Genomic DNA, 22,088 nt, shown 5'->3' with positions numbered 1-22,088 from the left:
TACCATGGCGACACTAGAACTTAAACAGATCCGCAAAACGTACCCAAAGGCGGAACAAGAAACGTTGAAAGGCATTGATATCAGCATCGACTCTGGTGAGTTTTTGATTCTGGTCGGCCCATCTGGGTGCGGAAAATCAACCTTGATGAACACCATTGCAGGGCTAGAAGGGATCAGTGGAGGCGAAATCGTGATTGATGGCCGCGATGTGTCTCAAGTTGAACCTAAAGACCGTGATATAGCGATGGTCTTCCAGTCTTACGCGTTGTACCCGAACATGACGGTGCGCGGAAATATCGCGTTTGGCCTAAAAATTCGTAAGATGCCAGACAACGAAATTGAAGAAGAAGTACAGCGCGTGGCAACCATGCTGCAAATTGATCATTTACTTGATCGTAAACCGTCGCAGTTATCTGGTGGTCAAAGACAGCGTGTAGCGATGGGCCGTGCGTTAGCGCGCCGTCCTAAGCTCTACTTGTTTGACGAACCCTTGTCTAACCTAGATGCAAAGCTTCGTGTCGAGATGCGCCATCAGATCAAGCGGCTTCATCAACAGCTCAACACTACTATTGTCTACGTAACCCACGATCAAATCGAAGCCATGACACTCGCCGATCGCATTGCTGTGATGAAAGATGGCGAGCTGCAACAGCTTGGCACACCGCATGAGATCTACACCAAGCCGAACAATATGTTTGTTGCAGGCTTTATGGGCTCTCCATCAATGAACTTCATTAAGACCATGGTTGACCTTGATGACCACGATCAGCCGGTGATTAAGGTCAAGGGGAGCAACGATCAAGAACATCACATCAAACTGCCGCCTTCAATGCGTGAGCAAGATGGTAAGGAAATCGTGATTGGCCTGCGTCCAGAGCATATTACGGAGTCTGAAAATCCAGACTCATCGGCTTCAACCATGTTGAATCTCCAGCTTGAAGTGTTGGAGCCAACAGGACCAGATACTATTGCGATGATTAAAGTGAATGACCAAGAAGTCGCGTGTCGTCTATCTCCAGAGTTTGAGGTGAAAGTCGGGCAAGTAGCACCACTTCATTTTGACTTGTCCAAAGCGGTGTTCTTTGACGCTCAGACCGAGCAGCGTATCGACTTCAATTGATCGTCAATTTGAGTGCACTCCTGAGTAAAGTCACGGGGGATTGATCAGGTTTGGCTTGCTACCTGATTTGGGAGTGCACTCATCCCCAGCTCTTTTTTGATAAAGATGTTAATAAAAGCCCTGATAGCGACTATGCTTAAAGGGAAGTTAGGAGTTAGCGCAGTAAGCACGCGTAGCTGACTTTGATGGAGGGGAGGGACTGCATGCTTTAGTCTCCTTTGCATACTCCCTCTCCTCACATTTTCTTGTTTTCCTCTCTCTTACAATCACTCAACCCAGATTTTCCCACCCTTAGTTGCGTTTCTAAAAACACGAGTGGATTGCTACCCATTTGACTCATTTCAATGAGTGGATTTCCACCCAAAAAAAACCGAATTGAGGTTTGCAGAGAAACATAATCTCCAAGGCGTTTGCTGTTAACTCTTTGTTAAATAATGGTAAGTTACACAAATGTTAAAGCTGGCTTGATAGTTGCCCTTGTATAGGTACAACACCCAGTGATGGGGTTGTCCAATTAACAAGGAGAATAATAATGTTTAAGCCATTGACCCTACTATCTGTTTCGATTCTTGCTGTCACCAGTTTTAACGCTGCTGCAAACTGTGACCCAGGTGAAACAGTGATTAAATTTAGTCACGTAACGAATACAGATAAGCACCCGAAAGGGATTGCGGCTTCATTACTTGAGCAACGTGTTAACGAAGAGATGAATGGAAAAGTGTGTATGCAGGTTTTCCCTAACTCCACACTCTATGATGATGACAAAGTGCTTGAAGCGTTATTGAACGGCGACGTGCAACTTGCTGCCCCTTCTTTATCAAAGTTTGAAAAGTTCACGAAAAAATACCGTATCTTTGACCTTCCTTTCCTATTTGAAGACGTTGACGCCGTTGATCGTTTTCAAAACTCAGAAGCGGGTGAAAAACTAAAGAACTCGATGAAGCGTCGCGGCTTGCAAGGTCTGGCGTTTTGGCACAATGGTATGAAACAGATGTCGGCTAACCAACCGCTGCTCTCACCTGAAGACGCGAAAGGACTTAAGTTCCGTGTTCAGGCGTCAGATGTTTTGGTTGCGCAGTTTGAACAACTTGGCGCAAACCCGCAAAAAATGTCATTTAAAGAAGTGTATGGCGGTCTGCAAACTAAAGTTATCGACGGTCAAGAGAACACTTGGTCAAACATCTACGGTAAGAAATTCTTCGAGGTTCAAGATGGCATTACCGAAACCAACCACGGTATTTTGGACTACCTAGTCGTGACATCAAACGACTTCTGGAAAGGCCTTCCAGCAGACCAACGCGACCAGCTAAACACCATCATCCAAGAAGTGACGGCAACGCGTAACGCGGAATCAACCAAAGTTAACCTTGCGAATAAAAACAACATCATTGAAGCGGGTGGTGAGGTTCGCACGTTAACGCCAGAGCAGCGCCAGCAATGGGTAGCAGCTCTGCAACCGGTTTGGAAGAAATTTGAAAAAGACATCGGTTCGGACTTGATTGAAGCGGCGTTAGCTTCAAACCAGTAGTGGTTTAAGTCAACCTGAAAATAACTATAACGATCCCCCTAACTATTGGCCCTCTTGTCGGGAGGAGGGCCTTTCTTTCCCTGTCATGCCGAGCTGGTTAGCCAGTTTGGTCTATAAAGCGATGTAACTATGGAACAGTCAATTTTTGCCAGAATAGGTAGAGTGACCGACGCCATCGAGGAAACGCTGATTGCTTTTTTCCTTGGTGCGATGACTATGCTCACTTTTGCCAACGTAATTTTTCGATATGTCTTTAACGACAATATTCTTTGGGCTTTGGAACTTACCGTTTTCCTATTCGCGTGGATGGTGCTTGTTGGCGCATCTTACGGCGTGAAAAAACACTTTCATATCGGTGTCGATGTCGTCATCAACTTGGCACCTGAGAAGCTTCGCAGAATTTACGCACTCATCGCGGCGGCATGCTGTTTGACCTTTTCTACTTTGCTTTTGATTGGCTCTTGGAACTATTGGTATCCATTTGCGACAGAGCGTGCGTGGTATGAAACCGACGATATTCCAATGCCTGAAATGCTGCAGTTTTTAGCCGATTGGCTCAACGAAGGTGAGCGCTATGAAAAACTGCCACGCTTTATCCCTTATATGGCGCTGCCAATTGGGATGGCGCTAATGACATTCCGTTTTGCACAGATCACCGTTCAAATCGCCACTGGTAAGCTCGATCGCCTGATTGCTGGCCACGAAGCAGAGGAGGAGTTAGAAGCGCTCAAAGAAGAGTTAAAAGATGCGGGAGAGGCGATGGAGCCTAAATCTGCAGCCAACTCTGACAATAACGATAAGAGCAAGGAGAGCTAAACCATGGATATTTTGTTTCTATTCGTAATGGTGGTTGGCTTTATGCTAATTGGCGTGCCAATCGCCGTATCATTGGGCCTGTCGAGTATTCTGTTTTTGATGATGCATTCGGATGCCTCGTTGGCGTCGGTTGCTCAAACCCTATTTAACGCGTTTGCTGGTCACTACACCTTACTGGCGATTCCATTCTTCATTCTGGCATCGAGTTTTATGTCTACCGGCGGTGTTGCGAAACGTATTATCCGTTTTGCGATTGCAATGGTTGGCTGGTTCCGAGGCGGTTTAGCGATGGCTTCCGTTGTCGCATGTATGATGTTTGCGGCTCTTTCTGGGTCTTCACCAGCAACGGTCGTTGCGATCGGTAGTATCGTTATCGCAGGGATGATCAAAAACGGCTATTCGAAAGATTTCGCTGCTGGGGTGATTTGTAACGCTGGTACGCTAGGCATCTTGATTCCACCTTCTATCGTCATGGTAGTTTACGCCGCGGCAACCGATGTGTCGGTAGGTCGTATGTTCCTTGGCGGTGTTATTCCTGGTCTGCTTGCCGGTGTGATGCTAATGATTGCCATCTACATTGCGGCGCGCATTAAGAATCTACCTAAACAGCCATTTGTCGGTTGGGGTGAAATGTTTGCTGCAGCGAAAGATGCAAGCTGGGGTCTGTTGTTGGTGGTAATCATCCTCGGCGGTATCTATGGCGGTATCTTCACACCGACAGAAGCGGCCGCAGTAGCTGCGGTTTACTCTTTCTTTATCGCGAACTTTATCTATAAGGACATGGGGCCGTTCGCAGACAAGAAAAATACTAAGCCTGCCATCGTTAAAGTATTCCAAGCGTTCGTGCATAAAGACACCAAGCATACTCTGTACGATGCAGGTAAGCTGACTATCATGCTGCTGTTTATCATCGCTAATGCTTTGATCTTAAAGCACGTGTTGACGGAAGAGCGCATTCCGCAAATGATCACAGAGTCTATGCTATCAGCCGGCCTTGGGCCAATTACCTTCTTGATTGTGGTGAACGTATTGCTCTTGATTGGTGGCCAGTTTATGGAGCCATCAGGGCTGTTGATCATCGTAGCGCCATTGGTATTCCCAATTGCGATTGCACTCGGCATTGACCCCATTCACCTAGGTATCATGATGGTGGTGAACATGGAGATAGGTATGATCACCCCGCCAGTTGGGTTGAACCTATTTGTTACCGCCGGGGTCGCTAAGATGTCGATGATGCAAGTGGTGAAAGCAGCACTGCCTTGGGTTGCAGTTATGTTCCTCTTCCTCATCATTGTTACTTATGTACCTTGGGTATCGACATGGTTGCCAACCACTTTAATGGGACCTGAGATCATAACAAAATAACGTGACTTGCAAGAATTAGCCTCGCTTAACCGCGGGGCTTTTTTTGTTCTATTCGTTGTTAAATTAATCAGTTGGGTGGCGAGGGGAATCGAAAATGATTACTATGCGCAAAGTATTCATTTTATAAATGAATAAGTTAGAAATACAAAAAACGGATATTAAATGAAACGAAAGTGGTTATGGCTTGTAGCTTTAGTGATAAGTAGTGTGCAGGCAGCAGAAATAGAAATCTCCCCGGTACCAAGTTGGGTGGTCGAACAATCATTTGAAGCGCAGACTCAGCGTAAAGATAGAGTAGATGGCAGCATTTACATGCTGGTTTCTAATCAGTTTAATGCGTTACCAAATACACCGACGTTTTATAGTCGTTACGTCACTCAAGCAGTGAACTCTGAAGGAGTAGAGAGCAACTCTCAAATAGCGATAGACTTCGATCCTAGTTATGAAGAAGTGGTGCTCCATAATGTCAAAGTGTGGCGTGAGGGCAAACCTTTGGAACGGTTATCTAGTATTGATGTCAAGCGATTCAAGCGCGAAGTCGACCTAGAAAAGCTGCTTTATAGTGGTCAGGAAACCTTCTACATCGTGATTAACGATGTTCAAGAAGGGGATATCATTGATTATAGCTACTCGATTAAAGGGCTGAATCCGGTCTTTAATGGCAAAGTTGACCGTTGGATAAAAATGGGCTGGAGTGTGCCGGTTCTAAAGACTTACGCAAGAGTTCTAACGCCTAAGGATAGCCAATATACCGTTAATCGATACGGTGACAGCGGACACCTAAAAGCTGAAATTAACCAAGATGGTAAAATGGTTGAGCATATTTATTCTGATGAACGTCGTTCATACAGCTATCTAAATGAAGCGGATCAACCAGATTGGTTTATTGAGTATCCATATATCAATATCAATAACTATGAGAATTGGGCGGATGTCGTTTCTTGGGCTTTGCCTCACTACCAGATAGACGCCCAAGGTAGTAAGTTTGCTGCTGAAGTGAGTAAACTGAAAGCTATTGAAGACCCAGAGAGACAAGTGATTGCTGCGATTAAACTCGCTCAGCAATCGATACGCTATTTGGGGATAGAAAATGGTATTGGCTCCCATGCTCCGAGACAACCGGAGCAAACTTTGCAGCAAGGGTATGGAGACTGTAAAGATAAGTCAGTGTTGTTGACAGCTATGCTACGGGAGCTGGGCATTGAAGCAAACCCTGCACTAGTGAGTACCGTATACCGTAAGCATCTAACCGGGCAACCTTCAGGGCATAGCGCATTCAACCATGTTATTGTCACCTTCTATTTTCAGGGCAAGACCTTTTGGATTGATCCTACCCAAACAGAGCTGTCGGATAGCCTAGCCACAATGACTCAATCTGAGCTTGGTTATGGTTTGATCATCAAACAAGGTGAAATTTACCCGACGCTTATCGACACAAATAACCTCAATCAAGTTGAAACGACATCCACCTTTAAAGTAGCTTCTCATGAGAATGGTGCTTCAACGCTACACGTAGAAACGACTTACAAGGGCAAACAGGCTGACAGAATGAGGCGTTATCTTTCGGCTAACTCAATTGAGCAAGTGATGGACGAATTTGAAGGCTTCTACAACAAACACTATGAAGGTATCTCTGCTTCTAAGAAATTCTATTATTTCGATGACTTAATGAAGAATGAACTGTACATGACAGAGAATTATGACATCGAGAAAATGTGGTACCTGAATGAAGATGATGACCCACAGTTTGAGGTGTATGCAGACGTGATTGGTGCAAATGTGTATGTGTCAGAAGCGAAAAGGCGCAGTACTCCTTTTTACATAGGGAGACCAGTCAAAGTTGCTCAAACCATGGTGGTTGAGTTGCCATCACCTTGGAAAATTACTCCAGACGAGCTCAAAGTAAATAATGAGGCATTCGATTTTTCACTGTCGCTTAACGGAGAAGAGGGAAACTGGTTATCGAAAGTGTCAGGCGAGTATCGTCAGGCAAGGATTCACTATCAGCTTGAAAGAAAGCAGCCAGATGTGATGCCGAGCTCGCTTAAAGAGTACAATCAACAAATAGAGCGAGCATCAGAAAGCGTGGTATATCAATTCACGCGCTACGAATAACGAGCAAAACTAAGCCCCTATCTTATTAATCTGGCTAGGGGCTTTTGCTTTTCATCGGTCGAGTCTATTCCGTTTTGTAGCTGTTCTTATCAATCCCATATTTTTGCATTTTGTCGTACAGCGTTTTGCGTGCAAGTTGTAGGGTATCGAGTGTTTCGTTAATCTTGCCGTGATTGCTCGCCAAGGCTTGTTCAATTAGAGTTTTCTCAAACTCAGCGACTTGGGTAGCAAGCGGAATTGAATCGGCAATCGGCTGTGTTGGGTTTAGGTGGCCAAGGTTTCCTAATAGGACAAATCGCTCAGCGCTGTTACGTAACTCCCGAACGTTACCCGGCCAATCATGACTCATGAGCGTCTGTAAATCAGCTTCAGGTAGAGCATTTGCCGCTTTCCCGTAGCGAGCAGCCGCCACCAGTAAAAAGTGATGAAACAGGGCGGGGATGTCTTCTTTACGTTGTCGAAGCGGAGGAAGGTCGAGAGTCACGACGTTTAGGCGATAATAAAGGTCCTCACGAAATTCTCCGGCAGCGGCAGCTTGCTTAAGATCGACTTTGGTGGCGGCAATCACTCTTATATCTACTGGAATCAGAGTGTTGGACCCAACTCGTTCTATCACGCGCTCCTGCAGTACTCTTAGCAAACGAATTTGCGCCTGCATTGGCATCGACTCAATCTCGTCAAGAAACAAGGTGCCCCCTTGGGCATGCTCGAACTTACCGATTCGTGTGGCATCGGCACCAGTAAAAGCGCCTTTCTCATGTCCGTATAACTCACTCTCAATCAAGTTTTCTGGGACAGCGCCACAGTTGATAGCCACAAAGTTTGCTTCACGTCGAGAGCTCTGCTCATGGATTGAACGAGCGAAGAGCTCTTTACCTGTTCCAGTCTCGCCGAACAATAAAATGTCTGCGTTTGTATCGGCAATGTGAGAAATGGTGTCGCGAAGCGATTGGATGGATTGAGTATCACCAATAATTCTTGGACCAAGAGTTTGGCTTGCTTTCAGGCTTCGCTTTAGCTCTTGGTTTTCGAGGGTCAGCTGGCGCTTTTCTATCGCTCGATTCGTCGTATCAATTAAGCGGTCAATAGCAAAAGGTTTTTCGATAAAGTCGTAAGCGCCGTTTCGCAGTGCGTTTACGGCCATTGATATGTCTCCGTGTCCTGTAATCAAGATAACAGGGACATCGCTATCTTGGTTTAACACGGTCGATAAGAGGTTCTCGCCAGATAAACCAGGCAAACAAATATCCGATATGACGACTTTAGGCATGCCGTGTTGCTTTATTGCGAGCATGGCGTCTTCTGCACTGGCGAAAAAGAGGGCTGAAATCTCCTCTAATTCGAAGCTCTGTTCAATGGCGATGCGAATGTCGCTCTCGTCATCAATGAAAAATACATCGTACATCAACATGTATCCTTGCGATTGGCTTGTGTGGATTGAAGTCTATTGGGTAGTTTCAGAGTAAACCTTGCACCGCCAAGAGGAGACTGGCCAACGCTGAGCTCTCCATTCATGGTTTGAACGATTTGCTGAGAAATCGATAGCCCTAGCCCCAAGCCATTTTTCTTGGTGGTAAAAAACGGCTCAAACAGATGGGCTGCGGTCGTCGTATCGATTCCCGGTCCACTGTCATCGATAAAAACCGATACCACAGCATCGTTTTGATGATAGGAAAGGTTTACGATACGTTCTGTTGACGCTTCAACGGCTTGAGCGGCATTGGTGATGAGATTGATCAGTACTTGCTCAATCTGGATAGCATTAATATCGACTTTGGCTGACAAGCCCTCGATATTGATGTTGAAAGTGACTTGATGGCTTTTTATCTGTGGGGTCACCAGTTCCTTGGCGGAAATGATCACCGGAGCAAGCTCCAAAAGTTGTACATCTTGGCTATCAGATTTACGGGTGAACGATTTCAGCTGATTACTTATTTTGGCCATCCGATCGGTCAGATTTGAGATACGAGCTAAGTTGTCATCGACTCGGTCAAATTTCTCTTTGGTCAAGAATCGCCTTCCGTTGTCAGCAAAGCTTCGAATTGCCGCGAGTGGGTTATTCAGTTCATGGCTGATACTCGCAGACATTTGACCCAGTACGGCAAGTTTTGCCGCTTGGATAAGCTCATTTTGCGTTTGTCGTAAGGCTTCTTCAGTGCGAGTTCTTTCCAAGATTTCTGCTTGAAGCTCGGAGGTTCGCTCCATAACTAAAAACTCGAGCTTTTGTTTTGCTTCAGATTGCAGTTGTTCAAATTGGCGTTTTTTCTGATGTCTTTGATGCGTCAGTTGAAGGGTCAAAAACGCGATAACGAACAGGAGCGTTAATACTAATCCAAAGCTCAAAGTTGGCCACAGCAAGGTGACTTTTTCTGTGAGTACTCGGATGGTCAAATTCAGCTGAGGAAATGGGCGATTGGAAGCCATGTAAACGCCCTTAAATCCACCTTGATTGGATTCCCAAAGTTCAGAGTGTTTAGCGGTAAGATCTCCATGTAACGCGAGAGAGAGAATCGGGGTATCCAAGTATTGACGACTTTCGGTGATGAGCGCCCTGTTAGATTTGCTTATGTCAGTTAAGCTTTTAAACAGCCAAGTAGGGTTACTCGACATAAACACGATATTGTATTTGTCGGTTGCAACAAACGTACTCTGCTTTCCTTTCCAGTTGCCCTCTATGGCCGAGAGGTCCATTTTGACAACGATGACCCCAATGTTTTCCGCCGCGTAAATAACAGGAAACGAATAGTAGTAGCCTCGCTGACCAGACGTTGAGCCCAACGCAAAATATTGACTTCGTTGCCCTTGAATCGCTTCAGAAAAGTAGGGGCGCCAAGCAAAGTTTTTGCCTAAAAAAGTACGGCTTGAACTCCAATTGCTCGCGGCTATAGTGTTGCCCCAACGATCGAGGAGATAGGTGTCCGACGCTTGGATGATGGAATTGACGTCTTCTAAGTATCGATTGGTTAGATCAATCTGTGCCGGATTGTCGGGCTGCAACAGTGCAGATGTCAGTTCGCGGTCTTCGGCAAGTAACTGGGGTAAGTGGGCATACTTGTCTAACTTCGCGTAAATGTGACTAGAAAATCGGTCGAGTTGCGCTTGATGCTCTTCAAGTAGTGATTGATGATTGAAGTTCCATACCAACTTTGAGCCAGCCACTAGGCAAGTGACATAAGCTAAAAAAAGGTAAACATAAGCACGGCGGAATGAGGCCATAGACTTCCATGAAATCAAGGTGACAATCGAGCCTTCAGGGTAATATTTTTTGTTACGGTTGTGTTTAAAGGTGTAACAAAAATGAGGAATAAAACCGGACTTAGATCTCCTTTTTTTGTTTAATTCCAAAAAAAGGCTAGTTTCTCTTGAAAAAGCTATTAATGTCCCCATTTCTGAAGACAATAACGACCTTATTGCTTCTTTTTTTAGCAGTTAAGTGAGTTTTTAGGGTAATCCTAACGGTATCTTAGGGATCGGCTCGACAGCTATCGACTAGGTCGGTAGAATGCTGCGTCTAAATTTTTATCCTGAGGCTAATCGGAGATACCTTTCACGAACTCGGATTCGTAAAGATATCGCTCATTAGTCCGATAGCGGATCTTTGCCGTTATCGATACTCGATTTATAAAGAGTACTCGCAGAGTACAAACAAGGATGGGTCCTAATACCTGTTTTTGGATTTTAGGGCACATAAGCTCAGCAAGACTGAGCCAGTTTTGAGGTTAATGAATAATGCAAGTTACTGTTGAAACTCTAGAGGGCCTAGAGCGCCGTCTTAACATTACTGTTCCAGCTGCAAACATCGAAGATGCTGTGACAGCTGAACTACGCAACATCGCAAAAAACCGTCGTTTCGATGGTTTCCGTAAAGGTAAAGTGCCTCTAAAAATGGTTGCGAAGATGTACGGCAAAGCAGTACGTCAAGACGTGATGGGCGAAGTAATGCAACGTCACTTCATCGAAGCGATCGTTAAAGAAAAAATCAACCCAGCAGGTGCACCAACGTTCGCTCCAGTTGAAAACAAAGAAGGTGCAGACCTAGTTTTCAACGCAACTTTCGAAGTTTACCCAGAAGTTGAGCTTAAAGGCCTAGAGAACATCACTGTTGAAAAACCAACAACTGAAGTAAATGACGCTGACGTTGAAGAGATGATCGAAACGCTACGTAAGCAACAAGCTGGTTGGGTTGAAGTAGAAGAAGCGGCTGAAGAAGGCAAGCGCGCAACTATCGATTTCGTTGGCTCAATTGACGGCGAAGAATTCGAAGGCGGTAAAGCTGAGAACTTCCCACTAGAAATGGGCGCGGGTCGCATGATCCCTGGTTTTGAAGATGGTATCGCAGGTAAGACTGCTGGTATGGAATTCGAAATCGACGTAACTTTCCCAGAAGATTACCACGCAGAAAACCTAAAAGGTAAAGCGGCTAAGTTTGCAATCAAAGTAAACAAAGTTGAAGCGCGTGAGCTTCCAGAACTGAACGACGAGTTCGTTTCTAAGTTCGGTGTTGCTGAAGGTGGCGTTGACGCTCTTAAAGCTGAAGTTCGTAAGAACATGGAGCGTGAGCTTAAGCAAGCTGTTAAGAACCGCATCAAAGAGCAAGCAATCGACGGTCTAGTTAAAGAGAACGAAATCGACGTACCTGCTGCACTTATCGACCAAGAAATCGGTACTCTGCGTCAGCAAGCTGCACAGCGTTTCGGTGGCAACCCAGAAGCGGCTGCACAACTTCCACGTGAACTGTTCGAAGAGCAAGCTAAGCGTCGCGTAGTTGTTGGTCTTCTTCTAGGCGAAGTAATCAAGTCTGAAGAGCTAAAAGCTGACGACGAGAAAGTGAAAGCGCTAATCGAAGAAATGGCGACAGCTTACGAAGATCCAGCTGAAGTTGTTGCTTACTACGAGCAAAACGAGCAAATGATGAACAACATGCGCAACGTTGCTCTTGAAGAGCAAGCAATTGACGCAATCATCGCTAAAGCTCAGGTTACTGAAAAAGAAGTTAGCTTCAACGAGCTAATGAACCAGCAGCCAGCGGCTTAATAAGCAATATCTTGCGTAGAAGGTTGACGAAACGTTAACTATTCTGCTAACAATGGTCCGTATGATATTTGTCATTCGGGCCATTTATTTTAGGGACATAAGAATATGAGCTACCAAGAAAAAATGCAATGTCGCCAATTCTAGACGCGCTAGTACCAATGGTGGTTGAACAGACTTCCCGTGGTGAACGTTCTTACGATATTTACTCTCGCTTGCTGAAAGAGCGCGTTATCTTCTTAACGGGTCAAGTGGAAGATCACATGGCAAATCTTGTCGTGGCGCAGCTACTTTTCCTAGAGTCTGAAAATCCTGATAAAGATATTTTCCTATACATTAATTCGCCAGGCGGTAGTGTGACAGCGGGTATGTCGATTTACGACACCATGCAGTTTATCAAACCAAATGTCAGCACGGTATGTATGGGACAAGCGTGCTCAATGGGCGCATTCTTACTTGCTGGTGGCGCACCAGGCAAGCGTTATGTACTGCCTAATTCGCGCGTGATGATTCACCAACCACTTGGCGGTTTCCAAGGTCAAGCGTCTGATATTCAAATTCATGCGCAAGAGATTTTGACCATCAAACAGAAGCTGAACAAGCTGCTGGCTGAGCATACAGGTCAACCGTTAGAAGTGATTGAACGCGATACCGATCGTGATAACTTTATGGCTGCTGAGCAAGCTGTGGAGTACGGTTTGGTTGATGCAGTATTAAGCCACCGCGGTGAATAATTGATAGCAATTGTTTAGCGCAATTCGGTTTAAATTGATATACACTCAAATCATATGAGTAAAGGCTAAGAGGTTAGCGAATGACAGATAAAAGCAAAGAGAGCGGTAGTAGTAAGCTTCTTTACTGCTCTTTCTGCGGCAAAAGCCAGCACGAAGTTCGCAAGCTGATCGCCGGTCCATCCGTCTATATCTGTGACGAATGTGTCGATCTATGTAACGATATTATTCGTGAAGAAATTAAAGATGTTCTACCGAAAAAACAATCTGAAGCGTTGCCCGCTCCAAGAGAAATTCGTGAACATTTAGATGACTATGTGATCGGTCAAGATTACGCTAAAAAAGTGCTAGCAGTGGCCGTTTACAACCACTACAAGCGTTTACGTAACGGCGACACGACAAGCGAAGGCGTGGAACTTGGTAAGAGTAACATCCTTCTTATCGGTCCAACGGGTAGTGGTAAAACGCTACTGGCTGAAACCCTAGCTCGTTTCCTAGATGTACCTTTCACAATGGCAGACGCAACGACGCTGACTGAAGCGGGTTACGTTGGTGAAGATGTTGAAAACATCATTCAAAAACTGCTCCAAAAATGTGATTACGATGTCGCGAAAGCAGAGCGCGGTATTGTTTACATCGACGAAATTGACAAGATTTCACGCAAAGCTGAAAACCCATCGATCACTCGTGATGTTTCAGGTGAAGGTGTTCAGCAAGCGCTTCTAAAACTTATCGAAGGTACGGTTGCTTCAGTTCCCCCGCAAGGTGGTCGTAAGCATCCTCAGCAAGAATTCCTACAAGTAGACACATCTAAGATTCTATTTATTTGTGGTGGTGCGTTTGCTGGCCTAGATAAAGTTATCGAGCAACGTGTTGCAACGGGCACTGGTATTGGTTTTGGTGCGGAAGTTCGTTCTAAAGACGAAACTAAGACTGTGGGTGAATTGTTCACTCAGGTTGAGCCAGAAGATTTGGTTAAATACGGCCTAATCCCAGAGTTCATCGGTCGTCTACCAGTGACAACAACATTGACTGAGCTTGACGAAGATGCGTTGATTCAGATTCTTTGTGAACCAAAGAACGCATTAACGAAGCAGTATGCAGCCTTGTTTGAACTTGAAGACTCCGAGCTTGAGTTCCGTGAAGATGCACTACGCGCCATCGCGAAGAAAGCGATGGAGCGTAAAACAGGTGCTCGCGGATTGCGTTCGATTCTAGAAGCGGTTCTTCTTGAGACGATGTACGAGCTGCCATCAATGGACAACGTAAGCAAAGTTGTAATTGATGAGTCAGTCATCAACGGTGAGTCTGAACCGTTGTTGATTTACAGCAACTCTGACAACCAAGCTGCGGGTGCAGAATCGTAACCCAATTCACATAATTTGCTAAATCAGAAAAGGAGGTAATCAATTACCTCCTTTTTTTTATTCTTTCATTGAATCCAACCAATTAGCCCCCATATACTGCTCATAAGACTAAGCGGAAGAGAGAATAATATGAACTTGGAACGTTCCGAACGTATCGAGATCCCTGTACTACCTCTAAGAGATGTAGTCGTTTACCCGCACATGGTAATTCCTTTGTTTGTTGGTCGTGAAAAATCCATCGCTTGTCTCGAAGCGGCAATGGATAACAACAAGCAAGTGCTGCTAGTTGCGCAGAAAGAAGCGGATACAGATGAACCAACGAAGAATGATCTTTTCGATGTAGGTACCGTTGCGACGATTCTTCAACTTTTAAAGCTACCAGATGGCACAGTAAAAGTTCTTGTTGAAGGTCAACAACGCGCAAAAATCAATAGTCTGACTGATGATGAGTTCTTCGTCGCTGATGCTGAGTATCTGGTCACGGAAGAACTTGACGAGCGCGAGCACGAAGTCATTGTTCGCAGTGCAATCAATCAATTTGAAGGCTTTATTAAGCTCAACAAGAAAATCCCACCAGAAGTTCTCACGTCACTCAGTGGTATTGACGAAGCAGCTCGTCTTGCAGATACCATCGCTGCGCATATGCCGCTCAAGCTCGCTGACAAACAAACAGTTCTTGAGATCTTAGACGTAACAGAGCGTCTGGAATTCTTGATGGGGCAAATGGAGTCGGAAATCGACTTGCTACAGGTTGAGAAGCGTATCCGAACCCGCGTTAAAAAGCAGATGGAAAAATCTCAACGCGAGTACTACCTGAACGAGCAAATGAAAGCCATCCAGAAAGAGCTGGGTGAAGGCGAAGATGGCGTTGACGAATTTGAAGCTCTGAAACAGAAAATCGCTGATTCTAAAATGCCTCAAGAAGCGCGTGAAAAAACCGAGCAAGAGCTACAAAAGCTTAAGATGATGTCACCAATGTCAGCAGAAGCAACTGTTGTACGTGGCTACATCGATTGGATGCTTGGTGTACCTTGGAGCAAGCGCTCGAAAGTTAAGAAGAACTTGGCGAAAGCAGAAGAAATTCTAAACGAAGACCATTATGGTCTAGAGCGTGTTAAAGAGCGCATTCTAGAATACTTGGCGGTTCAGAATCGAATCAATAAGCTTAAAGGTCCAATCCTATGTCTTGTTGGTCCTCCTGGTGTGGGTAAAACGTCTCTAGGTCGTTCAATTGCTGCTGCGACAGGTCGTCAATACACGCGCATGGCATTAGGCGGCGTACGTGATGAAGCGGAGATTCGTGGTCACCGTCGTACATACATTGGTTCAATGCCGGGTAAACTTATTCAGAAAATGTCCAAAGTTGGTGTGAAGAACCCGCTATTCCTATTGGATGAAATCGACAAGATGTCGTCTGATATGCGTGGTGATCCGTCATCTGCCCTGTTAGAGGTTCTTGACCCTGAACAAAACAACGCGTTTAACGACCACTACCTAGAAGTCGATTATGACCTATCTGACGTAATGTTCGTGGCAACGTCAAACTCGATGGATATTCCAGGCCCACTGTTAGACCGTATGGAAGTGATTCGTTTATCGGGCTACACCGAAGACGAAAAACTGAATATTGCGAAGCGCCACTTAGTTGAAAAACAGATCAAGCGCAACGGCCTAAAAGTAGGTGAGATTGAGATCGAAGACTCAGCCATTATTGGCATAATCCGTTACTACACGCGTGAAGCGGGTGTTCGTAGCCTAGAGCGTGAGATCTCGAAGATTTGTCGCAAAGCAGTGAAGAATATCTTGCTCGATAAAGAGCTTAAGAGCGTCACTGTTACTATGGATAATCTAAAAGAATATCTGGGTGTTCAGCGCCATGATTATGGCAAAGCGGAAGACAGCAACCGTATTGGTCAAGTGACGGGGCTAGCTTGGACGCAAGTGGGCGGCGATCTATTGACTATCGAAACGGAAGCGATGCCAGGCAAGGGCAAGCTGACACAAACAGGGTCACTGGGTGACGTGATGAAAGAGTCAATTCAAGCGGCAATGACGGTAGTGCGTTCACGTGCCGAGAAGCTTGGTATTAACTCAGACTTCTATGAGAAGCGCGATATTCACGTACACGTACCTGAAGGTGCGACGCCGAAAGATGGCCCGAGTGCAGGTATTGCCATGTGTACCGCGTTAGTTTCTAGCCTTACAGGAAACCCTGTTAAAGCGGAAGTCGGTATGACAGGTGAGATTACCTTACGTGGTGAAGTCCTACCTATCGGTGGCTTAAAAGAGAAACTGCTTGCGGCTCATCGTGGTGGTATCAAAACAGTACTGATTCCTAAAGACAATGAGCGCGATTTGGAAGAAATTCCAGACAACGTCATCGCTGATCTGAAGGTAATTCCGGTGCAATGGATTGATGAAGTACTTCAAGTTGCATTAGAAAAAGACCCGTCAGGTGTCGAGATTGCTGCCGCAAAATAGTGATGTGTAGCAAAAATAAGTAAAAGATTACGCTGATAGGCTTAAAAAGGCTTGTCAGCGTTTTTTTTGGGCGCTAACGTTAGCGACTATAGCTTCAGCCCTTGCGGTATAAGGGATTGTCGCTGATTTGAAACAAATGGAACGAAAGCTACCGTAAATAACTAAATAAGGTAGCGCAAAGGGGAATCACAGTGAATAAAACACAATTAGTAGAAAAAATTGCAGAAAACGCAGATCTATCTAAAGCATCAGCAGGCCGTGCACTTGATGCTCTTATCGAAGCAGTGAGTGATACACTTCAGTCTGGTGATCAAGTTGCACTTGTTGGCTTCGGTACATTCAGCGTGCGCACTCGTGCAGCTCGCACAGGCCGTAACCCAAAAACGGGTGAAGAAATTCAAATTGCTGAAGCGAAAGTACCTTCATTCAAAGCGGGTAAAGCACTAAAAGACGCTTGTAACTAATAAAAATTGGCTTCATCGCCAATTTTGTTAGAACCTTTTTAAAATATGCGCATCATACTGATGCGCATTTCTTTTTCTGGTATTATCGCGCTATTCATTTTTGTTTTAGTATTAGGCACATCTAAGTGTTTTCAACAATGCTGAGATGTGCGAGCGGAGAGTAGTTTAAGTATGATGGATCGATTACGCGAAGGCGTTAACAGCATCGCGGTAAAAATTATCCTGGGACTTATCATCCTATCTTTCGTTTTTGCAGGTGTAGGAAGCTACATTGTCGGTGGCGCTGGCAACACAGCTGCAAAAGTGGGTAACGTAGAAATTGACCGTGGTGAGTTTGAGCAAGCGTATCAAAATGAACGCAACCGCATGCAAGCTCAACTTGGTGATTATTTCTCAAATCTTCTTGCAGATCCTAGCTACGTAGAATCTTTCCGAAAATCTGTTCTTGATCGTATGGTCAATGATTTGCTGCTTGAGCAACATGCCGCATCTTTAGGTTTACGTGTAAGTGATGCACAAGTACGTACCATGATTGTTGAAATGCCTCAGTTCCAAGTTGATGGTAAGTTTGACCAAGAAATCTATCAGTCGTCTTTGCGTCGTGCGGGTTTCACTCCGGAAAGTTTTGCGGAGTATCTGCGTCGTGATTTGGTTCGTAACCAACTCCTAACAGCGATTCAAGCGAGTGATTTCTCTCTTCCAGCAGAAGTTGAAGCACAGGCTAAGTTGTTGACTCAAACTCGTGAAGTTCAAACGCTGAGTCTACCTCTTGATGACTTTGCAGCCAAAGTAGAATTGTCGGACGATGAAATTCAAGGTTACTACGAGCAAAACTCTGAGCGCTATACACGTCCTGAACAGGTGAAAGTTGCTTACATCGAGCTGTCAGCTCAGAAGCTAAAAGATGCAATAACTGTCTCTGACGAAGATGCTAAAAAGTACTTTGAAGAACATTTAGATAAATACTCTTCAGAAGAACAACGTCGCGTAAGTCACATCCTAGTCGAAGGTGATGACCAAGCTAAAGCACAGGCTATTTTGGATGAGCTTAACGCTGGGACAGATTTTGCAGCGTTGGCAGAAGAAAAATCAGATGACTTTGGTAGTGCATCAGAGGGCGGATCTCTAGGTTGGATTGAGCGTGATGTCATGGACCCAGCTTTCGAAGAAGCAGCATTTGCGCTGAAGAACGTGGGTGATGTAACGGGCTTAGTCAAATCGGACTTTGGCTACCACATTATCAAGCTTGATGAGCTTAAAGGCTCGGTCGTTAAGCCATACGCAGACGTCGCGGCTCAGATCAAACAAGAGCTGAAAGATCAACAAGCCATCGACCAGTTTTATGAGCTGCAAAGCGAGTTAGAGAAAGTTGCCTTTGAGTACCCTGACTCACTAGATGACGCTGCGGCAGCTATTGACGCGAAAATTGAAACGACGGATTTTATTTCGCAAGTCGATGCCCCTGAACTGCTGAAAGCACCATCAGTGTTGCAAGCTATCCTCAGCCCAGAAGTCAAAGAAGATGGCTTGAACTCAGAAGTGATTGAAGTTGCACCTGAGCATGTCATCGTAGTTCGTGTCGAAGATTATCGTGACGAAATGGTTTTGCCTTTAGACGATGTTCGTGAACAAGTTGTGGCGACACTGTCCAAGATCAAAGGCGAGCAGAACGCGATTGCATTGGCGGATAAGCTTGTTGCGGAACTAAAAGAAGGTAAGCAAGAGCTGTTAAACGAAAATGGTCTAGCATTCAATGACGTTCAAGCTGTTGATCGCAGTGCACCTATGGCAGATGTTATTTTCGCAATGCCTAAGCCATCAGAAGGCAAGGTTGAGTACGCTCAGGCTAAAGAGCTAAACGGAAACATTGCGGTTGTTAAGCTATCGAATGTGAGTGATGAGTTTGACGCTCAGTACAACGCGCAAATTAGTAACCAGTTGACACAGATGAATGCTCAACTCGACTTAACTGGATTGATAAGCGTTTTACGTAAAACGACCGACATTGAGTATTTTGTAGTATCGCAATAATTTCAATGTAATTGATATATCGATAAAAACGGGCTGCATTTGCAGCCCGTTTTGTTTTTTGTGCTGTGTAGTTTTCAATGCAATTTCTCAGGGTAACCTCATGCCTGTATCGTTACTTCAAGGAGAGTTTTGTGTTCATAAAATGGTTGTTTACATTCATACTTGTTCTTTCTTTGCCACAAGTCGCGTTGGCAGATCAAAAAGTGAACCCAAAGTATGAGGGAATAGAAATTACGGTGAACGTGAACCAGGCGAGCGCCGAGGAACTCGCAGATTTGCTTACCGGAATCGGAATGAAAAAAGCGCAAGCGATAGTCGACTATCGTGAAAAGCACGGAGATTTCGAGAGCGCTGAGTCGCTAGTGGATGTCAAGGGGATTGGTCCGGCACTGGTTGATAAAAATCGTGAGCGAATTCAATTATAAATTTCGTTTAGAGCGCGTATGCGCTCTTTTTCAATTTTCCTCAATCCTTCCTAGCACCCTTGTTCGAATACCTCTATAATTTCACGCCGATACTGAATCAGCAATATTACGCTGAACCAAACTAACGTGGAGTTAATGATGTCGTCTCATACACCGGTAGTGACCGTTGATGGACCAAGCGGAGCTGGCAAGGGCACGCTTTGCATGCTTCTTTCTAAGAAGTTAGGTTTTCACTTACTCGATTCTGGCGCGATTTATCGTGTTCTCGCATTGGCGGCAATTCACCATGGTGTGGATCTAGAATCCGAAGACGCTCTTGTTCCTTTGGCGACGCACCTTGATGTTCAGTTCATTGCTGAAGGGGACCTTGTAAAAGTGATTCTTGAAGGTGAAGACGTTTCTGGTGAGCTTCGTAAAGAAGAGACAGGTATGGCAGCGTCTAAAGTGGCGGCGTTGCCGCGCGTTCGAGAAGCATTGCTTCGACGTCAGCGCGCGTTTGCTGAAGGCGTTGGTTTGGTCGCCGACGGTCGTGATATGGGGACGGTTGTTTTCCCTCAAGCAGAAGCGAAAATTTTCCTAGATGCTAGCGCTGAAGAGCGCGCTAATCGTAGGCTTAAACAGTTGCAAGGCAAGGGTTTAGATGTTAAATTTGACGACCTTTTGTGCGAGATCCAAGAGCGTGACGACCGAGATCGTAACCGCCCAGTAGCGCCATTGCGCCCTGCTGAGGATGCACTGTTGCTAGATTCTACCGTGATGAGTATCGACGAAGTGGTAGAAAAAGCACTACAATATATCGAATCTAAGCTAGTCGCTTAAGCGGCTAGGTCAGAGCGTTGGTCGCAAGGATGATGACCGGCGAATTTAATAACCCCACGCGGTAGGAAACCCGTGGACGTTTAATTTATTGAAGATTAAATAAATGACTGAATCTTTTGCTCAACTCTTTGAAGAGTTTCTAAACGAAACAGAATTCCAACAAGGCAGCATCGTTAAAGGTACTGTAGTAGCTATCGAGAACGGTTTCGTTCTTGTTGACGCTGGTCTTAAGTCTGAATCTGCTATCCCTGCTGAACAGTTCAAGAACGCTGCTGGCGAACTTGAAGTTGAAGTTGGCGCTGAAGTAGACGTAGCTCTAGACGCTGTTGAAGATGGTTTCGGTGAGACTCAACTTTCTCGTGAGAAAGCGAAGCGTCACGAAGCTTGGATCGTTCTTGAGAAAGCTTGTGAAGAAGCTGAAACTGTTGTTGGTATCATCAACGGTAAAGTTAAAGGCGGTTTCACTGTTGAACTAAACGGTATCCGTGCTTTCCTTCCTGGTTCACTAGTAGACGTACGTCCTATCCGTGACACTGCTCACCTAGAAAACAAAGAGCTAGAGTTCAAAGTTATCAAACTTGACCAGAAGCGTAACAACGTAGTTGTATCTCGTCGTGCAGTAATCGAATCTGAGAACAGCGTTGAGCGTGATGAGCTTCTAGAAACTCTACAAGAAGGCGCAGAAGTTAAAGGTATCGTTAAGAACCTTACTGACTACGGTGCGTTCGTAGACCTAGGTGGCGTTGACGGCCTACTACACATCACTGACATGGCTTGGAAGCGCGTTAAGCACCCTTCTGAGATCGTTAACGTTGGTGACGAGATCCAAGTTAAAGTTCTTAAGTTCGACCGTGAGCGTACTCGCGTATCACTAGGTCTTAAGCAACTAGGCGAAGATCCATGGGTAGCAATCGCTAAGCGTTACCCAGAAGGTCACAAACTAACTGGTCGCGTTACTAACCTAACTGACTACGGCTGTTTCGTTGAAATCGAAGAAGGCGTTGAAGGTCTAGTACACGTTTCTGAAATGGATTGGACTAACAAGAACATCCACCCATCTAAAGTTGTTAATGTTGGCGACGAAGTTGAGGTTATGGTTCTTGAAATCGACGAAGAACGTCGTCGTATCTCTCTAGGTCTGAAACAGTGTAAAGCTAACCCATGGCAATCTTTCGCTGAAGCGCAAGCTAAAGGCGACAAAGTTACTGGTAAGATCAAGTCTATCACTGACTTCGGTATCTTCATTGGTCTAGAAGGCGGCATCGACGGTCTAGTTCACCTATCTGACATTTCTTGGAATGTTGCTGGTGAAGAAGCTGTACGTGAGTACAAGAAAGGCGACGAGATCTCTGCTGTAGTTCTAGCTGTAGATGCTGAGCGTGAGCGTATCTCTCTAGGCGTTAAGCAAATGGAAAATGACCCATTCAATGCTTACGTTGCTGAGAACAAGAAAGGTGCACTAGTTAACGGTACTGTTACTGCAGTAGACGCTAAAGGTGCAACTATCGAGCTAGTAGAAGGCGTTGAAGGTTACATCCGCGCTTCTGAAGCTTCACGTGACCGCGTTGAAGATGCATCTCTAATCCTAAGCGTTGGTGACAGCGTTGAAGCGAAGTTCACAGGTGTAGACCGCAAGAACCGCGTAATCAACCTATCTATCAAAGCTAAAGATGAAGCAGAAGAGCAAGAAGCAATGGCTTCTCTGAACAAAGCTGATGAAGCTTCGTTCGGTAACGCTATGGCTGACGCATTCAAAGCAGCTAAAGGCGAGTAATTTACTCGTTTTTAAGAAAAA

The 22,088-nt window shown here is 45.2% G+C and carries 15 protein-coding genes and 1 pseudogene; 14 read left to right on the top strand and 2 right to left on the bottom strand.

What is annotated here, in order from left to right; genetic code table 11:
• Nucleotides 1-4 precede the first annotated feature (4 nt).
• From U9J37_RS06785 to U9J37_RS06765, 5 genes are all read left to right on the top strand, one after another.
• Entirely contained in the window at nucleotides 5-1,120 is a 1,116-nt protein-coding gene (locus tag U9J37_RS06785; protein ID WP_005473446.1) for an ABC transporter ATP-binding protein, read from the top strand.
• A gap of 532 nt (nucleotides 1,121-1,652) precedes the next feature.
• On the top strand, nucleotides 1,653-2,648 hold the full coding sequence (locus tag U9J37_RS06780; RefSeq protein WP_005473321.1) for a TRAP transporter substrate-binding protein: 996 nt from the start codon (nucleotides 1,653-1,655) through the stop codon (nucleotides 2,646-2,648).
• A 129-nt stretch (nucleotides 2,649-2,777) separates the two neighbouring features.
• Nucleotides 2,778-3,464, top strand: coding sequence for a TRAP transporter small permease (locus U9J37_RS06775; RefSeq protein ID WP_005473333.1), 687 nt, complete (start codon nucleotides 2,778-2,780; stop codon nucleotides 3,462-3,464).
• 3 nt (nucleotides 3,465-3,467) lie between these two features.
• Nucleotides 3,468-4,829, top strand: coding sequence for a TRAP transporter large permease (locus U9J37_RS06770; protein ID WP_005473339.1), 1,362 nt, complete (start codon nucleotides 3,468-3,470; stop codon nucleotides 4,827-4,829).
• 162 nt (nucleotides 4,830-4,991) lie between these two features.
• Nucleotides 4,992-6,944, top strand: coding sequence for a DUF3857 domain-containing transglutaminase family protein (locus tag U9J37_RS06765; RefSeq protein ID WP_043887123.1), 1,953 nt, complete (start codon nucleotides 4,992-4,994; stop codon nucleotides 6,942-6,944).
• Nucleotides 6,945-7,008: 64 nt separating this feature from the next.
• Here U9J37_RS06765 and U9J37_RS06760 read toward each other — a convergent pair whose 3' ends face one another.
• Together U9J37_RS06760 and U9J37_RS06755 are read right to left on the bottom strand one after the other, a co-directional pair.
• Nucleotides 7,009-8,349 carry a sigma-54-dependent transcriptional regulator gene (locus U9J37_RS06760; RefSeq protein WP_039627641.1) on the bottom strand — a complete coding sequence of 447 codons (1,341 nt, stop codon included), beginning with the start codon at nucleotides 8,347-8,349 and terminating at the stop codon, nucleotides 7,009-7,011.
• Nucleotides 8,349-10,160, bottom strand: coding sequence for a sensor histidine kinase (locus U9J37_RS06755; protein WP_005473431.1), 1,812 nt, complete (start codon nucleotides 10,158-10,160; stop codon nucleotides 8,349-8,351). Before U9J37_RS06755 ends, U9J37_RS06760 begins: the two co-directional genes overlap by 1 nt.
• A gap of 513 nt (nucleotides 10,161-10,673) precedes the next feature.
• Between U9J37_RS06755 and tig the strand changes: the two genes are divergently transcribed.
• The 9 genes and pseudogenes from tig (at nucleotide 10,674) to rpsA (ending at nucleotide 22,067) form a co-directional block, all read left to right on the top strand.
• Complete coding sequence (tig, locus tag U9J37_RS06750; protein ID WP_005473365.1) at nucleotides 10,674-11,978, top strand: trigger factor; 1,305 nt, start codon at nucleotides 10,674-10,676, stop codon at nucleotides 11,976-11,978.
• Between the two features lie 105 nt (nucleotides 11,979-12,083).
• A pseudogene (gene clpP, locus U9J37_RS06745) lies at nucleotides 12,084-12,709 on the top strand (ATP-dependent Clp endopeptidase proteolytic subunit ClpP).
• A gap of 80 nt (nucleotides 12,710-12,789) precedes the next feature.
• Entirely contained in the window at nucleotides 12,790-14,073 is a 1,284-nt protein-coding gene (clpX, locus tag U9J37_RS06740) for an ATP-dependent protease ATP-binding subunit ClpX (protein ID WP_005473346.1), read from the top strand.
• A 129-nt stretch (nucleotides 14,074-14,202) separates the two neighbouring features.
• Nucleotides 14,203-16,554, top strand: coding sequence for an endopeptidase La (lon, locus tag U9J37_RS06735; protein ID WP_038133985.1), 2,352 nt, complete (start codon nucleotides 14,203-14,205; stop codon nucleotides 16,552-16,554).
• Nucleotides 16,555-16,745: 191 nt separating this feature from the next.
• Nucleotides 16,746-17,018, top strand: a complete 273-nt coding sequence (locus U9J37_RS06730; RefSeq protein ID WP_005473436.1) for a non-specific DNA-binding protein Hbs — start codon at nucleotides 16,746-16,748, stop codon at nucleotides 17,016-17,018.
• A gap of 171 nt (nucleotides 17,019-17,189) precedes the next feature.
• Nucleotides 17,190-19,049, top strand: coding sequence for a peptidylprolyl isomerase (gene ppiD, locus U9J37_RS06725; RefSeq protein WP_322414043.1), 1,860 nt, complete (start codon nucleotides 17,190-17,192; stop codon nucleotides 19,047-19,049).
• A gap of 173 nt (nucleotides 19,050-19,222) precedes the next feature.
• On the top strand, nucleotides 19,223-19,474 hold the full coding sequence (locus U9J37_RS06720; protein WP_005473354.1) for a ComEA family DNA-binding protein: 252 nt from the start codon (nucleotides 19,223-19,225) through the stop codon (nucleotides 19,472-19,474).
• Nucleotides 19,475-19,612: 138 nt separating this feature from the next.
• A complete protein-coding gene (cmk, locus tag U9J37_RS06715) occupies nucleotides 19,613-20,293 on the top strand; it encodes a (d)CMP kinase (protein ID WP_038191526.1) in 681 nt (226 codons plus the stop codon).
• A gap of 103 nt (nucleotides 20,294-20,396) precedes the next feature.
• Complete coding sequence (rpsA, locus tag U9J37_RS06710; RefSeq protein WP_038133994.1) at nucleotides 20,397-22,067, top strand: 30S ribosomal protein S1; 1,671 nt, start codon at nucleotides 20,397-20,399, stop codon at nucleotides 22,065-22,067.
• Nucleotides 22,068-22,088 lie beyond the last annotated feature (21 nt).

It is taken from the genome of Vibrio sp. 16 (assembly GCF_963681195.1).
In the GTDB taxonomy this organism is placed as follows: domain Bacteria; phylum Pseudomonadota; class Gammaproteobacteria; order Enterobacterales; family Vibrionaceae; genus Vibrio; species Vibrio sinaloensis_D.
The sequence above is the reverse complement of the archived record's forward strand: the minus strand, read 5'-3'. Positions and strand labels throughout refer to the sequence as shown.